The sequence below is a fragment of the Paenibacillus sp. EKM10P genome, from assembly GCF_011800655.1.
GTDB classification, from domain to species: Bacteria; Bacillota; Bacilli; order Paenibacillales; family Paenibacillaceae; genus Paenibacillus; species Paenibacillus polymyxa.
In genome coordinates, this window is the sequence record NZ_JAALET010000011.1 from 1 (window position 1) to 25,300 (window position 25,300).

24 protein-coding genes are annotated in these 25,300 nt (G+C 45.4%); 10 read left to right on the plus strand and 14 right to left on the minus strand.

Going from position 1 to position 25,300, the window contains the following annotated elements; translation table 11 throughout:
- Positions 1-493: 493 nt before the first annotated feature.
- The 4 genes from HFE01_RS20500 to HFE01_RS20515 form a co-directional block, all read right to left on the minus strand.
- The gene (locus tag HFE01_RS20500; RefSeq protein ID WP_016819288.1) at positions 494-1,864 is read right to left on the minus strand and encodes an NCS2 family permease; all 1,371 of its coding nucleotides are present in this window, start codon (positions 1,862-1,864) and stop codon (positions 494-496) included.
- A 220-nt stretch (positions 1,865-2,084) separates the two neighbouring features.
- The gene (locus HFE01_RS20505; RefSeq protein WP_044788118.1) at positions 2,085-2,474 is read right to left on the minus strand and encodes a hypothetical protein; all 390 of its coding nucleotides are present in this window, start codon (positions 2,472-2,474) and stop codon (positions 2,085-2,087) included.
- A gap of 37 nt (positions 2,475-2,511) precedes the next feature.
- Positions 2,512-2,985, minus strand: coding sequence for a MarR family winged helix-turn-helix transcriptional regulator (locus HFE01_RS20510; protein ID WP_044788119.1), 474 nt, complete (start codon positions 2,983-2,985; stop codon positions 2,512-2,514).
- Positions 2,986-3,171: 186 nt separating this feature from the next.
- Positions 3,172-4,017 carry a LysR family transcriptional regulator gene (locus tag HFE01_RS20515; RefSeq protein ID WP_044788120.1) on the minus strand — a complete coding sequence of 282 codons (846 nt, stop codon included), beginning with the start codon at positions 4,015-4,017 and terminating at the stop codon, positions 3,172-3,174.
- 129 nt (positions 4,018-4,146) lie between these two features.
- Between HFE01_RS20515 and HFE01_RS20520 the strand changes: the two genes are divergently transcribed.
- Complete coding sequence (locus HFE01_RS20520; protein ID WP_151255797.1) at positions 4,147-5,277, plus strand: Gfo/Idh/MocA family protein; 1,131 nt, start codon at positions 4,147-4,149, stop codon at positions 5,275-5,277.
- Between the two features lie 98 nt (positions 5,278-5,375).
- On the opposite strand, the gene HFE01_RS20525 is transcribed toward HFE01_RS20520, so the two are convergent.
- Together HFE01_RS20525 and guaA are read right to left on the minus strand one after the other, a co-directional pair.
- Entirely contained in the window at positions 5,376-5,993 is a 618-nt protein-coding gene (locus tag HFE01_RS20525) for a Type 1 glutamine amidotransferase-like domain-containing protein (RefSeq protein ID WP_044788122.1), read from the minus strand.
- Positions 5,994-6,462: 469 nt separating this feature from the next.
- Positions 6,463-8,001: a glutamine-hydrolyzing GMP synthase gene (gene guaA / locus HFE01_RS20530; RefSeq protein ID WP_016819303.1), complete on the minus strand. Its 1,539-nt coding sequence runs from the start codon at positions 7,999-8,001 to the stop codon at positions 6,463-6,465.
- 145 nt (positions 8,002-8,146) lie between these two features.
- Here guaA and HFE01_RS20535 point away from each other — a divergent pair, with 145 nt between their 5' ends.
- The 6 genes from HFE01_RS20535 (at position 8,147) to HFE01_RS20560 (ending at position 14,580) form a co-directional block, all read left to right on the plus strand.
- Complete coding sequence (locus HFE01_RS20535; RefSeq protein ID WP_016819304.1) at positions 8,147-8,803, plus strand: DedA family protein; 657 nt, start codon at positions 8,147-8,149, stop codon at positions 8,801-8,803.
- 516 nt (positions 8,804-9,319) lie between these two features.
- On the plus strand, positions 9,320-10,861 hold the full coding sequence (locus tag HFE01_RS20540) for a spore germination protein (RefSeq protein ID WP_167438664.1): 1,542 nt from the start codon (positions 9,320-9,322) through the stop codon (positions 10,859-10,861).
- Positions 10,858-12,066 carry a Ger(x)C family spore germination protein gene (locus tag HFE01_RS20545; protein ID WP_167438663.1) on the plus strand — a complete coding sequence of 403 codons (1,209 nt, stop codon included), beginning with the start codon at positions 10,858-10,860 and terminating at the stop codon, positions 12,064-12,066. The genes HFE01_RS20540 and HFE01_RS20545 overlap by 4 nt, the downstream gene beginning before the upstream one ends.
- Before the next feature lie 5 nt (positions 12,067-12,071).
- On the plus strand, positions 12,072-13,181 hold the full coding sequence (locus HFE01_RS20550) for a GerAB/ArcD/ProY family transporter (RefSeq protein WP_019686158.1): 1,110 nt from the start codon (positions 12,072-12,074) through the stop codon (positions 13,179-13,181).
- Positions 13,182-13,212: 31 nt separating this feature from the next.
- Positions 13,213-13,449: a hypothetical protein gene (locus HFE01_RS20555; protein WP_016819308.1), complete on the plus strand. Its 237-nt coding sequence runs from the start codon at positions 13,213-13,215 to the stop codon at positions 13,447-13,449.
- A gap of 15 nt (positions 13,450-13,464) precedes the next feature.
- Complete coding sequence (locus HFE01_RS20560) at positions 13,465-14,580, plus strand: GerAB/ArcD/ProY family transporter (RefSeq protein ID WP_031462880.1); 1,116 nt, start codon at positions 13,465-13,467, stop codon at positions 14,578-14,580.
- Between the two features lie 63 nt (positions 14,581-14,643).
- Here the strand turns inward: HFE01_RS20560 and bcp are convergent, their stop codons facing one another.
- Genes bcp through HFE01_RS20580 form a run of 4 tightly spaced genes read right to left on the minus strand, consistent with a single transcriptional unit; the run spans position 14,644 to position 17,783 of the window.
- On the minus strand, positions 14,644-15,120 hold the full coding sequence (gene bcp / locus HFE01_RS20565) for a thioredoxin-dependent thiol peroxidase (RefSeq protein WP_167438662.1): 477 nt from the start codon (positions 15,118-15,120) through the stop codon (positions 14,644-14,646).
- A gap of 42 nt (positions 15,121-15,162) precedes the next feature.
- A complete protein-coding gene (locus HFE01_RS20570; protein WP_019686156.1) occupies positions 15,163-15,951 on the minus strand; it encodes an ABC transporter permease in 789 nt (262 codons plus the stop codon).
- A gap of 4 nt (positions 15,952-15,955) precedes the next feature.
- The gene (locus tag HFE01_RS20575) at positions 15,956-16,750 is read right to left on the minus strand and encodes an ABC transporter permease (protein WP_016819311.1); all 795 of its coding nucleotides are present in this window, start codon (positions 16,748-16,750) and stop codon (positions 15,956-15,958) included.
- Positions 16,743-17,783: an ABC transporter ATP-binding protein gene (locus tag HFE01_RS20580; RefSeq protein WP_016819312.1), complete on the minus strand. Its 1,041-nt coding sequence runs from the start codon at positions 17,781-17,783 to the stop codon at positions 16,743-16,745. The genes HFE01_RS20575 and HFE01_RS20580 overlap by 8 nt, the downstream gene beginning before the upstream one ends.
- 103 nt (positions 17,784-17,886) lie before the next feature.
- On the opposite strand from HFE01_RS20580, the gene HFE01_RS20585 reads away from it, so the two are divergent.
- The 3 genes from HFE01_RS20585 to HFE01_RS20595 all read left to right on the plus strand — a co-directional run bounded on the left by HFE01_RS20585 (position 17,887) and on the right by HFE01_RS20595 (position 21,565).
- The gene (locus HFE01_RS20585; RefSeq protein WP_167438661.1) at positions 17,887-19,008 is read left to right on the plus strand and encodes an LCP family protein; all 1,122 of its coding nucleotides are present in this window, start codon (positions 17,887-17,889) and stop codon (positions 19,006-19,008) included.
- Positions 19,009-19,090: 82 nt separating this feature from the next.
- Positions 19,091-20,407 (plus strand): glutamate-1-semialdehyde 2,1-aminomutase, encoded by a 1,317-nt coding sequence (locus HFE01_RS20590; protein ID WP_279287982.1) that lies wholly within the window; start codon positions 19,091-19,093, stop codon positions 20,405-20,407.
- Between the two features lie 207 nt (positions 20,408-20,614).
- Positions 20,615-21,565 (plus strand): DMT family transporter, encoded by a 951-nt coding sequence (locus tag HFE01_RS20595; protein ID WP_167438660.1) that lies wholly within the window; start codon positions 20,615-20,617, stop codon positions 21,563-21,565.
- A 102-nt stretch (positions 21,566-21,667) separates the two neighbouring features.
- Here the strand turns inward: HFE01_RS20595 and HFE01_RS20600 are convergent, their stop codons facing one another.
- From HFE01_RS20600 to HFE01_RS20615, 4 genes are all read right to left on the minus strand, one after another.
- A complete protein-coding gene (locus HFE01_RS20600; protein ID WP_044788128.1) occupies positions 21,668-22,069 on the minus strand; it encodes a sensory rhodopsin transducer in 402 nt (133 codons plus the stop codon).
- 52 nt (positions 22,070-22,121) lie between these two features.
- On the minus strand, positions 22,122-23,156 hold the full coding sequence (locus HFE01_RS20605; RefSeq protein WP_167438668.1) for a glycoside hydrolase family 88/105 protein: 1,035 nt from the start codon (positions 23,154-23,156) through the stop codon (positions 22,122-22,124).
- Between the two features lie 73 nt (positions 23,157-23,229).
- On the minus strand, positions 23,230-24,342 hold the full coding sequence (locus HFE01_RS20610; protein ID WP_167438659.1) for a rhamnogalacturonan acetylesterase: 1,113 nt from the start codon (positions 24,340-24,342) through the stop codon (positions 23,230-23,232).
- 116 nt (positions 24,343-24,458) lie between these two features.
- Entirely contained in the window at positions 24,459-25,298 is an 840-nt protein-coding gene (locus HFE01_RS20615) for a carbohydrate ABC transporter permease (RefSeq protein ID WP_013369435.1), read from the minus strand.
- Positions 25,299-25,300 lie beyond the last annotated feature (2 nt).

Consider the following 25,300-nt stretch of genomic DNA (forward strand, 5'->3'; position numbering starts at 1 on the left):
GAAGAACCAAAGATGAAACAATATAGAAAGAGCGATTAGCTCATTTTGAAACTGACGAGATAAAATATCTCTTTGTTGCTTTCATTTCATACAGCCAGATGGCATGTACCAAAATTTCAGCATTGGATTTTATAAATAAAATCCGTACTCACTCGTTGTTCAGTTTTCAAAGATCAAACTTTATTTCGAATCAGCTTTTCGCTTCATCAACTCTTATATCCTACCACATACCAACCAACTTTGCAAGTTTTTTTTCAAAAGTCTCTTTTGAAACATTCGCTCACAACCTTGTGTTTCTTGGCCGGAATTAGAATATACCATATGTAATTTTAGTTTGCAAGTATTATGTATATAAATTTTCACAACACATATTTATTAATCGTTTTCTTTCATATATTAACTCTTTTGTTTTTACTCGTGCTTAACTATAAAAAAAGAACCTCCTCCCTTTTAAACCAACAGGAAAGAGGTTCTGTATTTTATATCTACTGAATTATTCGGAGCCCATAAAGGCAAAGCGGATTACTACAATTATAGCAAGCACCCACATAAGCCAGTGAATTTTAACTTTATTGCTGGTAAACAGATTACTGAACACAGCCAGCACAACGTAAGACAGAATACCAGCAGAAATACCATTCGCAATTCCACCTGTAAAAGGCATCAAAACAATAGTCAGAAACGCTGGGAATGCCAACAGGAAGTTATCCCAGTCAATATTACGAACCTGACTCATCATCAACACCCCAACGATAATCAGAGCCGGAGCAGTAGCCGCAGAGGGCACAACCAGTGCCAGCGGCGCAATAAAGAGGGCCAACAAGAACAGAACGCCTGTCGTTACAGCAGTGAGACCTGTACGACCACCTTCTTCTACCCCTGCGGAGCTTTCTACAAATGCTGTAATTGTACTTGTACCCAATACCGCACCAGTACTTACGCCAACAGCATCTACCAGCATCGCTTTACCGATAATTTTCTCGCCTTTTTTCTTATCTTTCATTATGCCTGCACGTGTAGCTGTACCTACCAACGTACCGAACGTATCAAACAACTCTACAAATGTGAAGATGAAAATAATATCAAACAAACCAATATGCAAAGCTGCCTTCAGGTCTAGCTGACCTACTGCCAAATTGCTGAAATTTGGAATCCAGTGGCCTGTTGTCAAGCTACTCAGATTCGTTACACCCATCGGAATACCGATTAATGTAGTAGCTACGATTCCAATCAGCAATGCGCCTTTGACCCGAACGACCATCAACGCTGCGATAATGAGCAACCCGATTAGCGCCAGCAGCGCATCCTTTTGATGTACCAGGCTACCCAGAACCAAATTAAAAGCATGACCCGGAACCGGTTGACCAACATCTGTCCCTGGAACAATACTCACCATAACCAGATTACAAAGCTTGAAGCCAACAATTGTGATAAACAAGCCGATACCAACTGTAATAGCGGTTTTTAAATTTTCCGGAACTGCAACAAGCAGCATCTGTCTAACCCGGGTAACAGTTAAAATCAGAAAGACGATACCGGATATAAATACAGCGCCAAGTGCCGCTTGCCAAGTAATCATCCCATTAGAACTCAAGACTACAGTCATAAAATAAGCATTCAAGCCCATCCCTGGTGCCATACCGATCGGCACATTTACAAACAAGCCCATCAGAATGGTTACTAAACCTGCACCTACTGCTGTCGCAAAGAAAACAGCTTCACTAGGCATCCCCGCTCCAGTTGGTCCCAAAAAGGTATTGTTGACCACCAGGATATAAGCCATGGTCATAAAAGTAGTGATCCCCGCAATAATCTCGGTGCGGACGTTCGTGCCATGTTCCTTTAATTTAAAGAAACGCTCCATGAGTCGTAATTCCTCCTACGCAAAGCATACTCGTATTGTTGTCGTTCAATTGCCGTAATATTCGCCTTCATATACGCTATATTACATCCGTTATTTTAGGCTCTCGCCTACGGCTTGTCAACAGAAAAAACGAATGTTACAAATTGAACACATATGTATTGTTCGGAAAATAGATAACCCGCAAGCTATTATACAGCTGGCGGGTTATTATTTAGGATAATCAGATATTTTTATACTTATCAAAGGCATCCGCTGTATCTGGTATATTTTCCAGATAAACGATCTTCCCTTCTGCATTTAGTCGGGCTTTGTCCACTCCAGTAAGTGTATAAACTTCGCCTGTTACTTTTTTACCGCACACTGCCCATTTAGTTTGATAGGTATCAGCTTCTTCGGAAACAAGCTTCCACCCCTCATACATATGCTTGATTTCGAGCGTCCCCTCGAAGAACATGTTCAAAAAGCTTTTCCAACTGTTCATTCCTTGTTTTCGATTACCATTCAATACAAACTCAATCTTCTCGGAAAAAAGGCTGATTAATCGTTCTCTGCTCGTCTCATCATCTTTTGCTAAATCATAGTAGTGAAAATAGTCTTCTAAAATCTTCATCGAGTGGCCTCCGAAATCATTTTGTCCTCGCATATTTTTACATATTCTTCACATTGCTAGACATACGCTGTAGTGAATCTGTTAAAGCCACAATTTCCTCGTCTTGAAAATTGTAGAGAAGTTGTTCCTGAAAGGCTTGTCTTTGCTCTGTCAAAACTTGCAGCTCTTGAATCCCTAATTCGGTTAAACGTATATAAGTTACACGCTTATCCTGCTCTTTTTTACTGCGTAAAATCAGACCTTCCTCTTCCAGCCTTTTTAGATGCCGGGTCACTGCTGCACCATCCAGAACGAGCAGATGTTGAAGCTCCAGCTGACTTAATTCCTGACGATGGTCAATATGATACAAAATTTCGACCTTGGTAAAGCTGGTTTTTAACTGTGCTTCAAAAGCGTTATTCATTTCTTTACACAAAAGATGCATGCGATAAAATAACTGGCTTTTTTCAGAGCAATGTTCGATGACTACCTCGCCTCCTTTTGATACTTGACCCATCAATTGATATATCAAGTATTATACACCCTCACTATAAATAAACAAGCCATGAGACAAGTCTACATATACAAAAAAGTTGGGGCTATGGCTTTTCTCCATCACGCAATTCATATCCAAACGTAATGCTATCGTCCAAAAATACAGCATGGTAGCCTTGGTATTTGCCTTGATTAATTGGCATTTGATGTCTCTCCTATTCTATTAGATCGTATTATTGATTTCGATAAATTTATGTTCAATTGCTGTCATTTTGTGATTGGGACGAGATATTAAATATGTATCCATATAGCCAAAAACCGGAGGAACGGGTAGATAGGATGCTACTTTAAATTGCCGGGCCAGCTTTTTGGACATAAGGGTAATTCCCATTCCCATCAGAGCGAATTCCACCATCGTATCAAATATTCCAACCTCGACAACCTCGCCATGGGTCAATTGCATGTCCTGATACATCTTCTCTAAATGCGTGAGGTACAGGCAGCTATCCGACAATATGATAATAGAAGCTCCTTGTAGTACTTGCTGGAGATCCGAACCTTCGTGTATACCCTTCCCCACCAGCACCAGCTCTTCACGACATATTTTTTGATAATGAATATACGGGTTGGTAGGATATCCTGTAACAAAAGCAATATCAAGCTCTCCGTCGAGGATGAATTGTTCCATTTCTGGGGTGGTTCCCGTTTTTAATGTCACCGAAACCTGCGGATACATCTCATATACCTTCGTTAGCGCCCTTGTTGTTTCGCCTGCTACAATGGACTGCATCGTGCCGACGCGCAGTTTTTCCTCCTGGGGTCTCATTTTCATCTCCGTGTCTTGCCATAGCAGCAAAATTTGCTTGTACTGAGCGTATAAAATTTCGCCTGCGGGTGTCAGTTCCATACCACGAGGCTTTCTGTAAAATAACGCTGTGCCATAATAGGTCTCCAGCTTCTTTATTTTTGCCGTCATATTCGATTGCAGATGATTCAGCTTCTGGGCAGCTTCTGTTAGACTTCTAAGCTCTGCCACCGAAACGAATGCCTGCATATTTTGAATATCCACCGCTTTACCTCCCATCAAATAAAATGATATCTACATCATTAACAAGCATTATTCTTTATGAGTTAAATGTATTATATTGGGCTTAAGCGTTATTTTCTACTCACATTTTAAAATTAGGAGGGATGGCACATGGTTAAACAGAAGATTCGTGCAGGTATCATAGGAGGTTCGATGAATAACAAATGGGCCAGCCAAACGCATATTCCTGCTTTGCTCAAGCACCCGAGCTTAGATATCACGGCCATCGGCACTTCCCGTATGGAGAGTGCACGAAAAAGTGCAGAGGACGTAGGGGCAACATTAGCTTTTGACGATGCCAAAAAGCTCGCAGCTTCCGAGGATGTGGACATGGTCGTGGTGAGCGTAAAAGTTCCCCATCATTATGAGGCGGTGATGGCGGCTATTCAAGAGGGAAAGCATATTTTTTGTGAGTGGCCTCTGGGGGCCAACACTGCGGAAGCTACTGAAATGGCTAAGGCGGCGGAACTGGCGGGCATCCATCATACCGTCGGCTTGCAGGCACGTCAGGATTTTGAGGTGCAAATGATGAGAAAGCTGGTAGAAGACGGAACAATTGGTGAAATAGTATCCTGTCATATGCAAGTAGCTACTCCCGGCAAAGGAGGACGAACAGATCAGGATACGGCTTATCTGCTGAATAGAGCCAGTGGTGCCAACCTATTGACCATTAACGGAGGGCATTCCCTGGATGCGCTGCAATACCTCGTTGGCGAATTCCGTGAGCTATCGGCCATCACATCCTCCCGTTATAATGAGGCCATTATTCATGAAACGGGCGAAGTCATTTCCAAGGATACTGCCGATCAGATTCTGATTCACGGACTAATGGAAAATGGAGCACCGACATCCGTTCACATTCAAGGTGGAGTGAATTCTAAGTTTGAGCTAGAGATTCAGGGGAAAAAGGGCATTTTGCGTTTGTCACAGAATCCTTCGCTTGGGCATATTCAATTTGGGAATCTGACGCTTGAAAAACTGATATATGATCCAAGTAATGAGCAGAGTCATGCGCCTAACGGTGATTTTGAAACAATCAGTATAGCTCATGAACCTGATAGTACCCTGGATTTCCCAAAAGAAGGGGTAACCCTGAATGTAGCCAAAGCTCATCATGTATTTGCCAGGGATATTTTGACGGACACCCGTCTCGCCCCCGATTTCAACCATGCCTTAAAACTACATCAGTTACTGGACCGCATCGAGGAATCGGCTGCAACCGGGAAAAAGATCGTATGGTAAGTTAGAATTAAAAAAAAGAACCTTCAATACCAAGATAGATGTGGATTGAAGGTTCTTTAAAATATTTATTAGTTGAAATTCTCCTTTATTTAAGGAAGTCATGCATTCTCGACTTTTATACTATCACCTTCAACCAAAATAACCTCTTCGTTGCTGATTGGATATAAATTTAATTGGCTGCCATATTCCTCTATGATGTTCTCCACCGCTTTTTTAAACGGGATGTTCGTATGGTGAGGGACTGGATAGAACTCAATTGTCCCAAGTGCAGCAAAGGAATCCAAAGCAGGCGCCTCCTGCACATTGTCCATAAGTCGGGCATATTCGATATTAGGTGATAAAATCATCGAACCTGCCGATTCGCCTATATACAACTTCCCTGCATTAACTTCCTCAGCAATGATTTTGTCAGCTCCGGTTCTTCTTAACTCTTGAAGTAAATAAAATGTGTTGCCTCCGGTCATATAAATATAGTCATTTCCTCTAATTTTACTCTCTATTTCATTCCATGTTGCTGTGCTGATTTCGATTTCATCCACGATTAATCCTAAATTCTCTAATGCTTTTTTCCCTGTATTCACATAAAACTTAACTTTCTCTGGAATACTTGCGGTTGGGATGAAAGTGACTTTTTTTCCTTCCAAGTTTTCATCGGCGAAATGGACTAAGCATGGTGCAACATCCTTAAATGAGGACGACAAAAATAATTTTTTCATCTCTTTATTCTCCTTAGTAGCGTTTAATGAACCGGGATATGTAACACTTTAATCTAGATAAATTATAAAATATATTGGTATCAAAACATGACACCATTAGAGGATGACATGAAAAACAAACGTTTAATTCCATACTTGATTTAAGCTATTTATAGCTTGAAGCTAATAAATTCATATAAAAAAAGGAGACATTACCATTGAATAATATCTCCTTTTTTCAACTTCATATTCTGTTTTGTAATAACAAATGACGTTATATCTCCGTCGCATGAGGCCATGCTGTTTGCCTTTAGCTAAACCTCGTCGATTGAGGTTGCCGTGCAGTAAACTTTCCCGAGCAAAGTTTCGACCTTGCCCCCGTAAAAAAAGACTCCCACCGCATAGCGATATTTTCGCCGATGCAGAGGAGCCTGATGTTGTATTGGTAAATCTCAAAGGGTTCGTGGTTACGATGCGGGAGTCTCCACGCTTATTCCCATTCGATTGTTGCTGGTGGTTTGGAAGTTACGTCGTACACGATACGATTGACGTTGTCCACTTCGTTGACAATACGAACGGAGATTTTCTCCAACACGTCCCAAGGGATACGTGCCCAGTCGGCGGTCATACCGTCGATCGACGTTACTGCGCGAATACCTACAGTGTAGGAATACGTACGGGCATCGCCCATAACGCCAACACTCTTCATATTCGGCAGAGCGGTGAAGTATTGCCAAATCTCCCGATCCAGACCCGCTTTGGCAATCTCCTCGCGCAAAATAAAGTCAGAATCACGGACAATCTTGAGCTTGTCCTCTGTCACTTCGCCCAATACACGGATGGCAAGACCCGGACCTGGGAATGGCTGACGCCATACAATTTCGGCCGGAAGTCCACATTCTTCGCCGACTTTACGCACTTCATCCTTGAACAAAGCATTCAGTGGCTCGATCAGTTTGAACTTCATGTCTTCCGGTAAACCGCCTACGTTATGGTGCGACTTGATAGTTTGTGCCGTTGCTGTTCCGCTCTCTACAATATCTGTGTACAACGTGCCTTGTGCCAGGAAGTCAAAATCATCGAATTTAGCGGATTCTTCTTCAAAGACGTAAATAAACTCGTTACCGATGATTTTACGTTTTTGTTCCGGATCATCCACTCCTGCCAGTTTGGACAGGAAACGCTCACGTGCATCAATTTTGACAACTTTCATATCAAATTTACCAACGAACGTCTCCATTACACTTTCGGCTTCACCTTTGCGCAGCAGTCCGTGATCAATGAACATACATGTCAGTTGGTCGCCGATAGCTCTGTGAATAAGCATGGCTACGACGGAAGAATCCACGCCGCCACTTAAAGCGCACAGTACTTTCTTGTCGCCTACTTGTTGGCGGATTTCACGAATTTGCTCTTCAATGAACGATTCCATGGTCCAGTTGCCTTCACAACCACACACTTCATACAGGAAGTTGTTAATCATCTCATTACCTTGAACAGAATGACGTACCTCTGGATGGAATTGTACCGCATACAGATTCCGCTCCAGGTTACTCATCGCAGCAATCGGAGCACTCTCTGTTCCCGCATCCAGTGTAAAGCCAGTTGGCAGATCTGTAACGTGATCGCCATGGCTCATCCATACCGTTTGACGAGAGTCCAGCCCTTTAGTCAAACGGGCATCCTCATTGAATTGCACGTCTGCTTTGCCATATTCACGCTTGCCCGCACGTTCTACTTTACCGTCCAGTTGGTGGGCCATCAGCTGCATGCCATAACAAATACCAAAGATAGGGATGCCAAGATCATAAATTGCTCGATCCACCTGAGGAGCATTGTCTGTGTATACGCTGGAAGGTCCGCCTGAGAAAACAATTCCTTTCGGCGCCAGCTCTCTCAGCTTCTCCGCAGGCGTATTGTATGGAAGGAGCTCGCTATATACGCCGAGATCCCGAATTCTTCTTGCAATTAACTGGTTGTATTGTCCTCCAAAATCGAGAACTACAACGATTTCATTAGGCTTATTCATTACCGTGCCTCCCTCAATTGTTCGTTTCATTATACGCAACGATAAAACAACACGTCAAGAAATCAACCATAGTTGAGTGGTCATGAAAAGATTGATAAAATAAATTGATTCTAAATTACTTAATCTGCCCGTAGGAGTGTACACGATGGATGTGCTGAAATGGATTGCGCAATTGTTCGAAGAATATGGATACGGCGTCCTTTTTTTCGGCTTGTTGCTGGAGTTTATTGCCTTGCCTTTTCCCGGAGAAACCACAATGGCTTATGCGGGATATCTCTCCTATGCCGGTACTCTGGATTTCAGCAAGCTGGTGCTGTTAGCTTTTTTGGGCACAACCATCGGTATGACCATTACCTACTTTATTGGAAAATGGGCTGGACTTCCCTTTATTCAGAAATACGGCAAATGGGTTTTGTTATCGCCGGACAAGCTACAGAAAACACAAAAATGGTTTCAACGTTATGGATACTGGCTTATTTTCCTTGGATATTTCATCCCAGGTGTCAGGCATTTTACCGGCTATTTTGCTGGAATTATAGCTCTTTCTTTCCGTAAATTTGTCCTGTATGCTTACAGCGGTGCTTTATTCTGGGTCGTCCTCTTTCTAAGCATCGGCAAGCTGTTTGGCCCGCAATGGGATGCCATTTTCCATTTGGTAGAGCTGTACGCACTACGAATCGCAGCAGCGGTTGGATTCGTAATCCTGCTGTATTTTATATATCGGTGGAGAAGCTTCCTGTTTGGATCGCTATACAAATCCAAAAAATCAGTAAAAACCAGCCACAAGGATGACACGGAATAGTTAAACTCCTTCAGCCGAGCCCACATTCGCGGCTCATGATTCGAGCTACCCCTGCTCCAAACATAGACATTCCGATGATACCTTGGTTCTACGTCGTCAGCATACCCAACAATGGACCCTGTAAATACAATGGGGTCTCCTGCATTAATAATGTCTCCAAATATGCGGGTAATAAGCAGACCCTCCGCAGATGACAGGACCAAAAAAGGAATCACCCACTAGACAGTAAGACACCTACGCTAAATCCCGAACCCATAAGCCGTTATATTAAAACCCAACAAAACGATACGGAGAAACGCCCCCCCAATTCCATTAATGTTACCTGCAGCGAATAACTCCCTGTACTGCCAACCTACCATTCTAATCAGTTCTAATACGACAGACTCCATAAATTAAACAAAAATATAATTAACCATTTAGCACTAATCATCAGATTACTTTGCAGTCGTCAAGGCATAAATCCATATATTCAGAGCATACTAAGCCAACAAACTCCAATATCGGAGGATTTTACGTATGCCAAATCAGAATAAAAGTTGTCCACTTACTCATGTATCCTCTAACTTGAAAGATAATGTAAATCATATCGAGAGCTCTTTTGGAAACAGCGGAGATGTAATCATTAAAGAGCTACTATGGATGCAAAAATGGCCAGCGGCTCTGTTTTATATCGATGGTCTGGTCAACACTCAATTACTTCATGATTCCGTCCTGCGTTCATTAATGCGCGTAAACGAACATCATGTACCGGAGGGCACAGAACCATTCGACTATTTGAAGGATCAAATTTTGATTGCAGGTAACTCGGGTAGTGTGGATGAAATGGATGCCTTATTCAATCAGATGCTATCCGGCGGTATTATCATTTTGCTGGACGGATACGCAAAGGGCATATGGATTGATGCGGTCGGTTGGGAGGATCGCAATGTCAGCGAACCCCAATCCCAAACCGTTGTACGGGGTTCCATGGAGGGTTTTACTGAAAATTTACGTACCAATACAGCTCTAATTCGTAGGCGAATCCGTGATCCGCGACTGTGGATGGAAACAAGACAGATCGGTCAAGTGACTCATACCAATGTGTCCGTGATGTATATCAAAGGAATCGCTGACGAAGGAGTTATTCAGGAACTGAGAGATCGTTTGGACCGAATTGATATTGACGGAATCCTGGAAGGGGGTTACATCGAAGAGGAGATTCAGGATGAGACCTTCACTCCATTCCCAACCATTTATAACAGCGAGCGTCCGGATTCAGTCGCTGCCAGCCTGCTGGAAGGGCGAATTGCTATTTTGGTGGACGGAACACCATTTGTTCTGCTGATACCTGCATTGTTCGTTCAATTTTTCCAGTCGGCAGAGGATTATTACCAGCGTGCTGACATCAGCACTTTGCTGCGTATGCTACGCTTCTTTTCTTTTTTTATCGCTATGCTTGCGCCAGCAGTATATATTGCGGTAACTACCTTTCATCAAGAGATGATTCCTACAAACCTTTTGGTCAGTCTCGCTGCACAAAGAGAAGGCGTACCGTTTCCGGCTTTTGTCGAGGCGATGCTCATGGAAATAACTTATGAAATTTTGCGTGAAGCAGGAGTTCGAATTCCCAAGACCGTCGGGCAAGCCGTATCCATTGTAGGTACACTGGTCATTGGACAAGCAGCCGTGGATGCAGGAGTGGTCTCGGCGGCTATGGTTATTGTTGTATCAATCACAGCGATCTCCAGCTATGTTATTCCGGAAAACGGTCTTTCCATTGCGGTTCGTATTGTTCGCTTCGCCTTAATGATGCTAGCGGCAGCCTTTGGACTTCTGGGAATATTGATGGGGTTAATCGTACTTTTGTTGCACTTAACCAGTCTGCGATCGTTCGGAGTATCTTATATGAGCCCGTTTGGTCCCTATGTGGAAAGCGATATAAAAGATACGCTGTTTCGCCTACCTTGGCCTCGCATGAAGACACGGCCTCAATCCATCTCTATCCAAAATACAATTCGTCAAAAAACGAAAAAAAGACGGATTGGCAATAAATCGAAAACCAGAAGGGATCAGCCATGAAACAGACCATACATTTGTTCTTCGTCTGGGGACTGATTGCATTACTATTAGGTGGTTGCTGGGATCGTAAAGAATTAAACGAGCTGGGCATCGCTATTGGGATCGGAGTGGACATGGAAGGAGACCAATATCAGGTGACTGCTCAGGTGGTCATTCCTTCTGCTGTAGCCTCCAAATCCTCACCCAGCTCAGGCTCACCAGTTGTTACTTATGAGGCTACTGCGCCCACGATTCAAGAGGCTATTCAAAAAATGACGGATACAAGCCCGCGATCCATCTATTTATCTCATATTCGTATGCTGATTTTAGGTGAAGAGTACGCGAGAAGAGGAATTTCGGATGCGATTGAAGCCTTGATGCGAGAGCCTTTTACCAGAAGCGACTTTTATATTGCGATAGCTAAAAATAATAAGGCCTCTACGATGTTAAAGATCCCCACTCCACTGGAAAAGTTGCCAGCCAATAAAATGTTTGCTTCATTGGATACGTTAACTAAAACATGGGCTCCTGCCACCAAAGTAACCATGGATCAATTGCTGAGCGACTTGGCCAATCCTGATATCCAGTCCACTCTACCCGCATTGGAAGCTGTGGGGGATATAGAATCGTCCAATGAAAAAGGTGTAGATGCCACCAAAAGCATATCTCCTGGAACCATACTAAGGTTCTCTGGCATTGGTGTATTAGAAAAAGACCGCTTGCTGGGCTGGATCAATGATCAAGACAGCAAAGGGTTCAACTACATTCGGAATACAGTGGAGTCAACTACAGGACATGCCGACTGTCAGGGAGGGGGGAACTTTGCCTTATTAACCTTAAGCAGTAACACCCAAAAAAAAGTGATTATTCGCGATGGAGAGCCTGTTATCTCCATATCCGTTACCAACGACAGCACAGTACGAGAGGTCAATTGCAAGCATATGAAGTTAAGCAGTATGGCTGATATCAAAGAAATTGAAGCTGCAAGCAATGAAAAAATCGTTGAAATTATGAAGCATTCCGTAGAGACTGTTCGACGTGAGTTTAAGTCAGACATATTCGGCTTTGGTCAACTGATCCACCAGTCCAAACCAGAGCTTTGGAAAAGACTAAAAGAAGAAAAAGAAAATCCATTTATGGATTTACAGATTGAATACAAGGCAAAGACTACGATCAAAAAAATTGGTTCCTTGTTTGAATCGTTCCAAAAAGAAATAAAGGAGTGAGCTTGGTGGAGGAGAAAGGGCGTATCAGCATTACAAATATAGCCGTACTCGTTTTTTTGAGTATTATCGGAGACTGTGTATTGGTGTATCCCTCCCTCATTACTAGCATATCCAAGCAGGATGCCTGGATTAGCTCATTACTTAGCATCCCTGCAGGACTGGCTGTACTACTGCTACTCCTGCGGGTACATCAGCTGTATCCTGATCTCACCTTTGTGCAGCTCTGTCAGCAAATTTTGGGTCCGTGGCTAGGCGCCCTCATCTCCATATGGTATTTGTTCCATTTAATGATGAATTCAGCGATTTATTTAAGAGAAGTCGGAGATTTTATGAACAGTCAGACCTATGTGATGACGCCTCTTCCCGTGATCAATTTACTCTTCATCCTTGTGCTGATGTGGGGGATGTATATGGGATTGGAACCCATTGCGCGTACGGCTCAAATCTTATTTCCATTATGCTTGGCTTTCGCTTTGTTTTTAATCCTATGCTTGCTTCCCCAATGTGACAGTCAGCAGCTTAAGCCCATTATGGAGCAAGGTATTCCTAAAATTATGGAGGGCAGCCTATTTGCGCTCTCCTACCCATTCGGTGAACTAGCTTTTTTACTCATGATTTTTCCCTATGTGAGCAAAAAACCGGGTCTAAAAAAATCCGTTTTACTTTCCGGACTTGCTGCCAGTATTCTGTTAAGCGTACTACTCCTAGTTTCTCTCCTGGTGCTGGGCCCTTTTGTAACCGAACATAGCGTGTACACCTCTTATACGCTATCTAAAAAGATCAACATAGGAAATTTCTTGCAGAGAATTGAATCCATGATGAGTACTGCCTGGATTATCACTACCTTTGTTAAAACCATTTTACACTTCTATGCCTTTACCTTAGGAATGACTCAGCTACTGCGATTAAATAATGTTCGGACCTTTCTTGGTCCTAGCTTCATGATCCTGTTTGGTCTGATTATCGTGTCGGCGCCTAATATTACTTACTATCTGGATACGATCGTCCATGCCTGGATTTATTGGGATTTGACGGATTCTGTTGTCCTTCCTTCGCTGCTGCTTATCGTATACAAGTTAAGATCGAAAGGCCGCCACAGCCTGGAACCCAGTTGATCCACACCCTTTAACGGAAGGAGCCTTCACCGTGCTAATCACCACTGTTATTATCTGTATCGGTCTAGCCATTGCTGCCAAAGATTTGCCAGGCTTGTATCGAAAACATCGCTTTAAAGATATGTTCGTGTACATCATTATGCTCGGAATAGGCACATGGCTTAGTGTCCTTGCCGCTAAATCAGAGGTTACGCCAAGCCCGCTGGTGCTGATTGAAATCATCTACAACCCTGTTAACGCTTTTGTATCACATGTATTTGGTTTTTAGAAAGGAGACAGCCACATGTCAAAAAAAGCACGTATTAGCGTTCGGCAAGTGACTGTCCTGATGTTTATGAGTTTAATCGGGGATATGCTCTTAATCTATCCGACTATGATTACACATATTGCTCATCAGGATGCCTGGATCAGCTCCATACTGTCCATCCCGCTGGGCTTAATCATTATTTACGTGCTTATTCGCGTTCATGAACTCCACCCGAATCTTACACTTATTGAAGCGATTCGCAAAATTTTGGGGCCCGTGTTCGGAACCATTATCTCCTGCTGGTATTTGTTTTATTTCTTCATGGGGGTCGTCCTTAATGCGAGAGAGGTAGGTGATTATCTGACTACACAGATATTTGAGGACACTCCTTTGCGCGTTCTACTGGCGATGGAAGTTTTGATGCTTGTGCTTGCTGCATTAGCGGGAATTGAAGCCTTTAGTCGGGTTAGCGAGATTTTGATACCTGTGTATATATTCATTTTTAGTGGCTTGATCCTAGCGCTGCTACCACAAATTCACCTTTCTAATGTACGTCCTGTTTTGGAAAACGGGCTCGCTCCAGTTGCTAAAGGGATGGTTCCAGGCGCGGCAATGCCTTTTGCCGGAATGTCTATCATGCTCATGGTTTTCCCTTTTGTCAACAAAAAAGGTCATTTTAAAAGGGATATGCTGCTCGCATCGCTTCTAGGCGGAGTACTGATTAGCCTCTTTCTGCTGCTCTCCCTGCTTGTGATTGGACCCTTCGTGACCAACTACAGTCCATACATTTCATCTGCCCTTTCAACCAAAATTAATGAGCTGAATTATATTACACGCATTGAATCACTGGTTGCTTTGCTCTGGGCACTAGTCGCTTATTTTAAGGGAGTCATTTTGTTCTTTGCCTTTACTTTCGGTATAACCCAGTTGTTTCGAATTTCTAATGTTCAACCTTTTATTATACCTGCGGGGGCGCTTGTGTATGGAATGACCATTTTGGTAACCCCCAATGTGTTTTATTATGTAAGAACTCTTGTTTATCCCATGGCAGCCTGGCATTATACGAACGGCTTGATCATTCCACTTCTTTTATGGATTGTTTACCTCTGTCGGCGAAAGTGGAAGCAGCGGCAAAACATATCTAAACATTAACAAAAAACCTTCTGAAACCGACGCTTAAAAAGCATAACGCGATTCCAAAAGGTTTTTCATAACTTATGCCATGTCCTGAATGTAAGCCAGCGCAGCATCAATATGCCCTTTGACTCTTAAACCACGCCATTCATGAACTAAAATGCCATTCTCATCAATAAGGAACGTAGAGCGAACAATGCCCATGTACTGCTTGCCGTACATTTGTTTTTGCTGCCATACACCATATGTCTCAGCCACCTGATGCTCTTCATCAGATAACAACTGAAAAGGTAGACCGTACTTGGCAATAAACTTGTCATGCTGCTTAAGTGGATCGGGGCTTATGCCCAGAATCACGGTGTTCAAACCTTCAAACTCCGCATGTTTATCCCGAAAATCACAAGCCTGGGTCGAGCAGCTAGAGGTCAAATCCTTGGGATAAAAGTACAACAATACTCTACTGCCTCGATAATCCGACAGCTTGACACTCTTGCCCTCACTTCCAGGCAGTTCAAAGTCTGGTGCCCCTTCTCCAATAACGGTCAATGTCGTGGACATCTTATCATCTCCTATCTTGTAGGGGTTCTTATATCATCCGCCCTATGAGCCAGCACCCCGGTAACGCCGAATCCCCCAGTTCCAAGCCAGTAAGCCTAGTGTGAGAAAGACAATTCCCATAACAGGAGTTAAGAGCGCCATATGGCGCATGTCCTCTCGTTGAAGGAACAGGGAAGCGGGATATACGCCAACAAAAGCAAAAGGCAGTATCCAAGTCAGCACAACCTGAATGGCACGGTTATAGATCGTTACCGGATAACGTCCGTAGCCCTGAATATTGTACATGAGCGGAATAATTCCTGTGGGCGCATCCGAAAAGAATGAAAGAGAAGTCAATATGGTGTATATACCCGTATAGATCGCCACGGCACTTAAACTCAAAACGATCAACGCTGGTATAAACCACCACTCCATAGCCAAATCCATCTGTGCGCCGCTGATCCCCATAATAATCAGACCAATCACTGAGCCAACCAGCGCGGGTGGGTCCACATTTTCAAGGAAAATCTGGAACAGATTATACGCAGGACGGGTCATTACTCGGTCGAGTTCACCTTTAACAATATAGCGCTCGCTAAAGTTCCAAAGATTAACGAAACAACTAAACAGTCCGTAAGGAACCATAAAAAATCCATAAACGAACACGACCTCATTTTCACTCCAGCCACCCAAGCTGTCTGTATGCATAAATATAACTAAAATAAAAATAAGATTCGTGGCCTGAAAGAGCAGATCCGAAATGACTTCTACCCAAAAATCGGCACGATAGGTGAGCCGTGACTTCATGTAATTTTTCAAATATTCGCTAATGAGACCCAAATAGTACATCATCGGCTTACCCTCCCTGCACGAACAGACGTCTGCGCGCCAGCCGCCAAATGATGATCATCGGCACGAGCAGAACGACCAGCCAAATGATTTGAATACCCAGCACATTCCATATGCCAACGCCTTTTACACGTCCCGTAAATACAGAGCCCGGCAAATAAGTAATTGCCTGAAACGGCATCCATTGGGATATTGTTGCCAGCCAGCCCGGAAACAAGCTAATTGGCAAAATCAACCCTGAAAACAGGTCTACGACTACGCGCTTCATGCGCATCATGCCCTCATTATTTTCGATAAAAAAGGCCGTCAATCCCGTAATAATATTAATCTGAGTGTTGATCAGAAAGCTGAAAAACAGCATGACCAGAAAACCGATCCAGGCTACCGGATCACTAGGCAGCTTCACGGGAAACAGCAGCATCGCAATCGCCATACCTGGAATCATAAATAGGAGGAAGCGAAACATTCCCTCGCCAAGCCCCTGCATAAATTTAACAAGTACATAGTTATAAGGTCGGATCATCTGAATAGCAATGCTACCATCACGAATATCCGTCGATATTTCACGATCCAGATTGTTAAAATAAAAGGCTCTCGCCATCCACGATACGGCTACATAGGTCGTCATCTGAGCAGCAGTAAAACCTCCAATACTACCCGCATCGCCATATATCGCTTTGTATGTGAAATAATACACGCCGATATTCATGGAATAAATAAGTATGCCCGAATAATAGTTCACACGATAAGCAAGCATCGTGAGAAATCGAATACGAATAAAATCGGTATATACGCTAAGCATGAACTTTGGCCTCCACTAGCGGATTGCCTTGGCGTTCTGCCGAGCCAGACTGATAGATACTGCGGACGATATCATCCGTGTTGGTTTCAATGATTTTGATATCCGTAATGTCCGTGCGGCCAACTACGCTAGCCAGCACATCCGATACATTAATATGAAGAGGAATCCACACCTTGGCAGCCAAATCGTTATCCATAGTCCACGTTAATGGCATATCGGCTGTCCATGCCTGCAATTGCTCCAGCACAGTCGTCGTACCAAATTGGAACCGTACTTCCCGACCTGTCCCCCAACGAGCCTTGAGGTCATCCAGTCCACCATCATAAATGATATTCCCATCATCCAACATAATGACGCGCGAGCACAGCGCCTCAATATCCTGTAAATCATGGGTCGTCAACAAAATAGTGGTCCCGTGTTCCCGGTTCATATCCTTCAAAAACTCACGAATTTCGGACTTCACCATAATATCAAGCCCAATGGTCGGCTCGTCCAGAAAAACAATCGACGGATTGTGCAGCAAAGCAGCTACCAGCTCACAACGCATCCGTTGTCCAAGACTAAGTTTACGCACCGGGCGGCTTAGCAAATCCTGCAATTGCAGCCTTTCTACCAGCTCATCCAGCCTGCGTTTGAAGTCCATAGCCGGAACCTGATATACTTTGCGCAGCAGTTGAAAAGACTCGATCACGCCGATGTCCCACCAAAGCTGGCTGCGCTGACCAAAAACAACGCCTATGTTACCTACAAACTTCTCGCGATCCTCATAAGGGACATAGCCCCCCACCTTGAGATGTCCCGATGTTGGCACGAGAATACCTGTCAACATCTTAATCGTGGTGGACTTTCCGGCCCCGTTCTCACCAATATAACCGCATATTTCCCCTTGCGGAATACGGAAGGATATATCTTTGACCGCAGCCACCTCGTTGTATTCGCGGGCGAATAAATCAAGGAAGGCGCCTTTTAAGCCCTCGCGGTTTTTTTGAACCTTAAATGTTTTGCGCAGATCCTGCACATCAATTGCCAGCATGTTATACCTCTCAATCAGGATTTGTAAAATCCATAGTTAAATTGATTGTGCTCCAAAAAGAAATTATAATGTAATGAACTGAAAAGCGAAAGGGAGAGCATCCATGACAAGCAGAACCAAAAGGACGATATGGTCGGTTCTAGCCGTGGTAATCGTCGCGATTGTCGGCTTTGCCGTGTACTATTTTACATCCATTTATAATCAGCTGGATAATCTGCATAAAGAGGGTGCTAACTCCCCCTTCAAAAATGTAAAGCAGGTCGATCAGGTTCGTACACCAGAACCGCCCAAGTGGGAAGGTACCGATATGGTCAACATTTTGCTGATGGGTGTCGATGGTCGTGGCATCCAGAAAGGGGAAGTCCCCCGATCGGACAGCATGATGGTTGTATCGCTGGACCCTGTGAAGAAAAAAATGCACCTGTTCTCTATTTTGCGTGATACGTACGTGGATATTCCCGGCTACGGAAAAAATCGGATCAACACCGCCATTACTCACGGACCCAATACGGCCATGAAGACGGCTGGCGATCTATTGGGCATCCCAGTGCAATATTATGTGTATACGGATTTCCAAGGCTTTATTAAACTAGTGGACGCTGTAGGCGGCATTGATTTTGAAGTGGAAAAGGATATGCATTATACAAGTAATGCGGATAAGCATGAATACGATATTGATTTGAAAAAGGGTATGCAGCATCTGGACGGTAAGACGGCGCTTCAATATGTGCGATTCCGCCACGATGCCATGTCCGACTTCTCCCGTTCCGGACGGCAACGGGCATTTTTGGAGGCTGTAGCCCAGAAAATGCAGACTACGACTTCCATTGCTAATCTGCCAAGCATTTTAGAGCAGGTTAACCCGTACATTGATACGAATCTCAGTGTTAACGATATGTGGAAGCTAGCGAATGTGGGGTACCAAAGCAGCTTTGCAGGCAGCGAACAGGTTCCACCGATGAAGCTGCTTGGCGAAGATAATGTGGGCGGCGCGGCAGTTCTTACCGTCCGTGATCCGGAAGAACTGAAATCTTATGTACAGGATATATTTAATAATCCTCCTACACAAACACAGGAACAAAATAAGGATCAGAACGAAACGAAACAGCCGGATAGTGCATCGTCCTCCAAGACGGATAAAGCTTCCTTTACAGGAGGCAATAAAACCAGTACTGAGGATGCTTCCACACAATCAACAACAAAGACAGGACAAAAAGAGCTATAATGATGTATGCAGGGGCAGCCGTGAACGCTGCCCTTTGGCGTGTGTATACCCTATTTTAATGAACGGAAAGGAAGTTTTGATGATGAAACGGGAAAACTCCGAAGCACTATATAAAGAAGCCCTGGAGCATATTGTCGGGGGCGTTAACAGCCCTTCACGCTCCTTTAAAGCTGTGGGCGGTGGCGCTCCAGTATTCATGAAACGCGCCCAAGGCGCTCATTTCTGGGATGAGGATGATAATCGGTATATCGATTATTTGGCGGCCTACGGCCCTATTATTACCGGACATGCTCACCCCCATATTACCAAGGCCATCAGCGAAGCGGCTGCGAATGGCGTATTGTATGGAACCTCGACGGCATTGGAAATCAAACTGGCCAAGATGCTAAAAGAGGCCATTCCTTCTATGAATAAAGTTCGGTTTGTGAATTCCGGCACAGAAGCGGTCATGACGACGATTCGTGTGGCACGGGCCTATACTGGGCGGAACAAGATCATCAAATTTGCCGGTTGCTACCACGGTCACTCGGATCTGGTACTTGTAGCCGCAGGCTCCGGCCCTTCCACACTGGGCATACCTGACAGCGCAGGCATTACAACCAACATTGCGAGCGAGGTCATTACTGTGCCATTCAATGACCTTGACGCATTGCGCCAAGCTTTGGAGCGCTGGAGCGACGATGTGGCGGCAGTTATGGTGGAACCGATTGTCGGTAATTTCGGCATGGTGATGCCACAGCCAGGCTATCTGGAAGGGCTGTGCTCGATGGCGCGGGCGAACGGCTCCCTTGTCATTTATGACGAGGTCATTACCGCCTTCCGCTTCCACTACGGCTCAACCCAAACGTATGCAGGTCTGGACAATCATGATGCGATTCAGCCGGATTTGACCGCGCTGGGCAAAATCATGGGCGGTGGTCTGCCAATTGGTGCCTACGGCGGCAGCAAGCAGATCATGGAGCAGGTTGCCCCCCTCGGCCCAGCCTATCAGGCAGGTACAATGGCGGGCAACCCGGCTTCGATCTCGTCAGGCATCGCCTGTCTTGAAGTTCTTCAAGGGGAAGGCGTGTATGAAGAGATGGAACGTCTGGCTGTGAGACTGACGGACGGTATTCAGTCTTCCGCTGATCGCTACGGCGTGCCATTGACGATCAACCGCATTCGTGGAGCGTTCTCGACGCATTTCTGTGATCATCCGATCACGAATTACGCGCAGGCGCAGGATACGGATAGCGAAGCGTTCGCCTCCTTCTTCCGTCACATGCTGGATCGCGGTATTCATCTGGCTCCATCCAAGTTCGAAGCCTGGTTCCTCACAACAGCGCATACGGACGAAGATGTGGATGCCACGCTGGAAGCGGCAGACGATTCGTTCCGTGCGATGTCACAAGGTAAATAAGCAGAACAGTAAGCGATAAAATATGAATAGAATGAGAGCTGGAAGTAGTCTTAAAGATGGGTATCCGACATCTGGGACTGCGTTCCAGCTCTTTTTCATTTCACAACTGTACCCGTACAGTTGTGAAATTTATGAATTGTATCTGGTTATACCATCCGGTTATATTGAGAGAACCACAAGTTGAGATCATGATTACGGAGGTTTATTATGCACAGTCGTTCCAGAAATGGGGTCGCCTATCTGGCAGCTCTCAGCTATGCAGCTATACTTGGCTTCTCATTTTTATTTGTAAAACTGACAGTGACGGAGGCAAGCCCACTGGATGTGATCGCCCACCGCTTCGCGTTGTCATTGATTGCTTTGACTATTCCAGTGCTGCTGGGTTGGATTAAAATCAATATCAAGTGGCGTGATGTGCTGCGTATCTTGCCATTGGCGCTGCTTTCACCTTTACTTTTTTTCCCCTTACAAGCGTTCGGGCTGATGAGCACTTCTTCATCGGAAGGTGGAATTATTCAAGCTACCGTTCCTATCTTTACACTTCTGTTAGCCTCCTATTTTCTTAAAGAGCGCACAACAGTGCTTCAAAAGATATCCTTACTACTCTCTGTCTTTGGCGTGGTTTTTATATTTGTGATGAAGAGCGGAGCACCGTTAGCTTCCAATAGCTTTGGCGGCATTGTTCTGCTCGTGCTCTCTGCTATATGCCTATCTGGCTATAACGTGCTGGCTCGTCCATTAACGCAAAAGTACAGTCCGATGGAGTTGACCTACGTTACCTCCATTTTAGGATGTATCGTTTTTAACCTGGCGGCCTTGGGGTATCATGCCATAGACGGCTCTATGAGCGCCTATACCGCGCCGCTGGTAAAGCCAGATTATTGGCTAGCACTGGCTTATCTGGGCATACTGTCTACCCTCGTCACCTCGCTGTTATCGAGCTTTGCCTTGAAGTGGATCGAAGCCTCCAAAATGAGTGTGATCGGTAATTTATCCACCCTTATCTCCATGATTGCCGGTGCTTACATTTTGAAAGAGCAGCTTGCCTACTATCACATTATTGGTGCTGTGGTGATTATTATCGGTGTGGTGGGCACCAATTTCGGAGGACGAAAAAGCTTCGTGCCGATCAAAACAACTTCGGCAAAATCGCAATAATGGACTAAGAGCAGGCACAAATCTTGTCTTAAAAAAGAAATCTCCAAGCTGGGCAATTCCAGCCTGGAGATTTCTTTTTTTATCTTCTTTGCCTTCGTCGGACTAGACCGGGTACGCCATGACACTCATTAATGCCAGCTCCGGCTGTGTGGTGTCCAGTCTACTATATTGTACAATGATAGGCACATCGCTAGTGACCGTAATTGCGTAAGGAACACCTGTCGGAATCCGTTCGCCGGACTTTTCCAGCGAGGCTGTCCGGATATGGCGGGTTCGTCTTCCTTCCACCACCTCGATCATTCCCTCCAACGGCTCGCGGTCTTCAAAATAAATGTCTATGCTCAGCTTTGCCGCACAGTTTCCACAGTTCAGCACACATATACTTTCATGACTGAGCAGCTCTCCCCGGCTTTCCGGTGGAATATACCCGTCAGGAATGACCCAGAATAAGCTTCCTCGCGGCTGATTAGCCGCCTTTTCCTGTGACCGTTCAGTATCTCCCATGCCAATGGCCTCCTTTCAGCTATGAATACTTTTACATCTCTATGCCTCTTTTCTACCCGTACGGATTCTCCTGGGTACGCAGCAGTTCAGCCAGAAAAGCAAGCGCCAAGCCCTGACCCCACCCCTGAATGCGTTTGTAGGGTACGTTTCGGTAGCCATCTATATCATTCATGACAGCAGTTCCAGCGGATACGCCAGTCACTGCTCCGTCCTCCTTAATACGAGAAAGAATGCCGTCGATCGCCTTTTGCGTGTATTTGTTAAACAATCGGCCCTGCATAAGCAAAGCAGTCGCAATTCCTGCCGAACCAGAGGTTTCCAGATAAGAGGTATCATCGTTCAGCACCGTATGCCACAATCCTTCTGGGGATTGCAGCCGCACCAGTGCATTGAGCTGGTCACGCAGCGAGCCGTCAATGATCATATAGGATGGATGCTGGACCTCCACACATTTCAGCGCCTTGGCCATCGTGAGTGCTGCCCATGAATTGCCGCGCGCCCAGTATATGCCCGACATGCGGCTTTGGTTCGCATGATCCCAGCCATGGTAATACAAATTCGAATCCGGGTCCTGCAAAAATTCTTCATGCCCGTGATATTGCCGGATTCCATCCTCCCAATATGTCTTGTTGCCCAGCAAATGACCGATCCGCAGCAAATAATAACCGGCCATAAACATCGTATCCACCCATGCTTGCTGCGGAAATACATCATGTAGTGAATTCACGGTATGCTGGAAAATGCCGTCGGCAAACCGCTCAGCTTTTTTGGTCAAAAATTCTGCCATCTCGATAGCGATATCCAAGTATTTTTGCTCACCTGTAGCCTGATGCAGCGTCAACAAACAATGCCCGACAGAAACGCCGTTCACCGACAGTGGTGGAAGTCCATCCTCAATATTTTCGTCAACCCATTCTTTCAGCTTGGTCAAATACTGTTCATTGCCTGTCGCTTCATAGGCTTCGCATACTCCATAAAAGGCTACTCCACCTGGCCAATCCCAGCTATAGTGCATTTGAAACGTGCGTTCCACTACCCGGTCAATCACCTGTTTAATCTGTTCCTCATCAAAACTCAATGCGGGCATTTCCACGTCTCCTCCCTTGGTAAGCTTCACGCTAGTTGCCCTCCTTGCCACCTGTTCCAAAAAAGGTCATCCGTCAACGTAAGTACATGCGCAGCGGTTGCAAATCCAGTTCCTTCACAGCCGCCGTCACCATATTTGCAATCCGAACCGCGCCATTCTCATGAAAATGTGTATTATCCTCTAAACCGCCGGAAAAGTTCATATATTCCCCAGGCAGCAGCCACATAAAAAGCTCCTTGCTCTCTTCGGGGCCAAGCTCTTCATATAACTCCTGCGTGCGGGCAGACAGATCAATAAGCGGCACGTTCGCTTCTTCGGCCAGCTCGCGAACCGCCGTTATATAGTCGCCATGTGTGTCGGACAACGTACCGTCCACGTTAAAATAGCGACGATGTACAGGCGTAATCAGCACCGGGGTTCCGCCCTTGCTTCTCGCTCCGTCGACATACAGACGCAGATGCTCCTTGTAGGTCGTAAAAGGCTCCGTGGCCCGCTCCAGATCGGGCTTCTGATCATTATGACCGAACTGGATGAACAGGAAGTCTCCTGTCCTCATTTCCTCCAAAATAACGTTCAACCGTCCCTCGTCCACGAAGCTCTTGGAGCTTCGCCCCGATACAGCGTGATTATCCACGCACACATCATGCTTGAACAAGGCCGGCAAAGCCTGACCCCAGCCTGTATAAGGATAGCCGGACAGCCCTTGATCCGTAACCGTAGAGTCTCCGACTAGGAATAGCCGGAGACTCTGCAGTGCGGGTGCAATTTCCAGCGCATTGAGCCGTGGCGCAGTGCCAGATACGGTGAGGCGCAGTCTGCCGCCTCGGACAGGCACCGTAAACATCGCTTCCGTGAACTGGCCCGGCAGCGTGTGTACCGGGGGCAGCATATGCTTGCCCTCGCCAGCCTGGAATCGCGTGAGCGTTTCCGCCAGTGGATCGCCGACCAGTATAGTGACGAGATACAGCCCGTCTGGCACATCTGCAACAAACGAAGCGTTCACTGGAATACAAAAGCTGCTTCGCAGCCGTGTATGTGCATCCTTGGCTGGATTCTGCCTTTGTCGGCCATACACATGCTCCGTAGTCTCGAAGCCATAGCCTTGCTCCGCCGTATATATGCAATCCGGAGATACGGCCTTGTAGCCCTCCGCAGGCTTCCCCGGATCAAAGTCAAACCTCCACATTTTACTCACCCCTCGGCCTTCACCCTTAAATCCTCACCATCAATTGTATGCATATTCAGGTGCATCCCCTTTTTATGTGCACGCTTTATATCCTCACGCTATGCATTTTTTAGGTCTTAGCCCTTCAGGCCACTCGTGCTCATTCCTTCTACGATTTGCTTTTGGAAAGCGAAGAATACAGCGATGACAGGCAGCAGGCTTAGGATGGACATCGCGAACATTCCTCCCCAGTTGGAGGCTGACTCGCTGTCGAGGAACATTTTGAGTGCAATCGATACGGTATATTTTTCTGGCGAGTTCAGATACAGTACCGGGCCTAACAAATCCTCCCACTTCCAGTAGAAAGAGAAGATTGCCGCCGTAGCCAGCGAGGATTTGAGCAAGGGTAAAATAATTCGAAAATACAACCGGAACTTGCCGCATCCGTCAATCGTCGCCGCTTCATCCAGCTCTGCTGGAATCGTCCGTATAAACTGCACCATCAGAAAGATGAAGAACGGCATCCCGAAAAAGGATGGCACCACCAACGGTAAGATCGTATTGATCCATCCAAGCTTGGTGAAAATAATATATTGCGGTACCAGCACTACATCCCCCGGCAGCATCAGCGTCACCATCATCAGAGCAAACCACAAGTTACGCCCTTTGAATTTCAAACGTGCGAAGCCAAATGCGATCAATGAGGAGGAAAGCACAGCGCCAATCGTGGAAATCACTACGATCGTGAGCGAATTCAGAATATATGTGCCAAAGTTATAACCAGTCGTGCCTTTCCAGCCTGTTACATAGTTTTGCCAAATCCATTCTGTAGGGAAAAGTGAGGAGGCCGTGACGAATATCGTCCGACTTTCTTTAAAAGAGCTGAACAGCATCCAGAACACGGGATACAGCATTAGGAGCGCCAGTGCAGCAACCAGAATGTGATAAATTGGCCATTTGAACGTTTTCCATGCCATGG

What these genes read in the sequence shown, in the direction of transcription:
- HFE01_RS20590 (WP_279287982.1), top strand. Translation starts at nt 19,091, where the DNA reads ATGAAACGGGAAAACTCCGAAGCACTATATAAAGAAGCCCTGGAGCAT.
- HFE01_RS20575 (WP_016819311.1), bottom strand. Translation starts at nt 16,750, where the DNA reads ATGCTTAGCGTATATACCGATTTTATTCGTATTCGATTTCTCACGATG.
- HFE01_RS20595 (WP_167438660.1), top strand. Translation starts at nt 20,615, where the DNA reads ATGCACAGTCGTTCCAGAAATGGGGTCGCCTATCTGGCAGCTCTCAGC.
- HFE01_RS20580 (WP_016819312.1), bottom strand. Translation starts at nt 17,783, where the DNA reads ATGCTGGCAATTGATGTGCAGGATCTGCGCAAAACATTTAAGGTTCAA.
- HFE01_RS20600 (WP_044788128.1), bottom strand. Translation starts at nt 22,069, where the DNA reads ATGGGAGATACTGAACGGTCACAGGAAAAGGCGGCTAATCAGCCGCGA.
- HFE01_RS20610 (WP_167438659.1), bottom strand. Translation starts at nt 24,342, where the DNA reads ATGTGGAGGTTTGACTTTGATCCGGGGAAGCCTGCGGAGGGCTACAAG.
- HFE01_RS20535 (WP_016819304.1), top strand. Translation starts at nt 8,147, where the DNA reads ATGGATGTGCTGAAATGGATTGCGCAATTGTTCGAAGAATATGGATAC.
- HFE01_RS20585 (WP_167438661.1), top strand. Translation starts at nt 17,887, where the DNA reads ATGACAAGCAGAACCAAAAGGACGATATGGTCGGTTCTAGCCGTGGTA.
- HFE01_RS20605 (WP_167438668.1), bottom strand. Translation starts at nt 23,156, where the DNA reads ATGCCCGCATTGAGTTTTGATGAGGAACAGATTAAACAGGTGATTGAC.
- HFE01_RS20615 (WP_013369435.1), bottom strand. Translation starts at nt 25,298, where the DNA reads ATGGCATGGAAAACGTTCAAATGGCCAATTTATCACATTCTGGTTGCT.
- HFE01_RS20570 (WP_019686156.1), bottom strand. Translation starts at nt 15,951, where the DNA reads ATGATGTACTATTTGGGTCTCATTAGCGAATATTTGAAAAATTACATG.
- bcp (WP_167438662.1), bottom strand. Translation starts at nt 15,120, where the DNA reads ATGTCCACGACATTGACCGTTATTGGAGAAGGGGCACCAGACTTTGAA.
- HFE01_RS20545 (WP_167438663.1), top strand. Translation starts at nt 10,858, where the DNA reads ATGAAACAGACCATACATTTGTTCTTCGTCTGGGGACTGATTGCATTA.
- HFE01_RS20525 (WP_044788122.1), bottom strand. Translation starts at nt 5,993, where the DNA reads ATGAAAAAATTATTTTTGTCGTCCTCATTTAAGGATGTTGCACCATGC.
- HFE01_RS20560 (WP_031462880.1), top strand. Translation starts at nt 13,465, where the DNA reads ATGTCAAAAAAAGCACGTATTAGCGTTCGGCAAGTGACTGTCCTGATG.
- HFE01_RS20505 (WP_044788118.1), bottom strand. Translation starts at nt 2,474, where the DNA reads ATGAAGATTTTAGAAGACTATTTTCACTACTATGATTTAGCAAAAGAT.
- HFE01_RS20540 (WP_167438664.1), top strand. Translation starts at nt 9,320, where the DNA reads ATGCCAAATCAGAATAAAAGTTGTCCACTTACTCATGTATCCTCTAAC.
- HFE01_RS20500 (WP_016819288.1), bottom strand. Translation starts at nt 1,864, where the DNA reads ATGGAGCGTTTCTTTAAATTAAAGGAACATGGCACGAACGTCCGCACC.
- guaA (WP_016819303.1), bottom strand. Translation starts at nt 8,001, where the DNA reads ATGAATAAGCCTAATGAAATCGTTGTAGTTCTCGATTTTGGAGGACAA.
- HFE01_RS20520 (WP_151255797.1), top strand. Translation starts at nt 4,147, where the DNA reads ATGGTTAAACAGAAGATTCGTGCAGGTATCATAGGAGGTTCGATGAAT.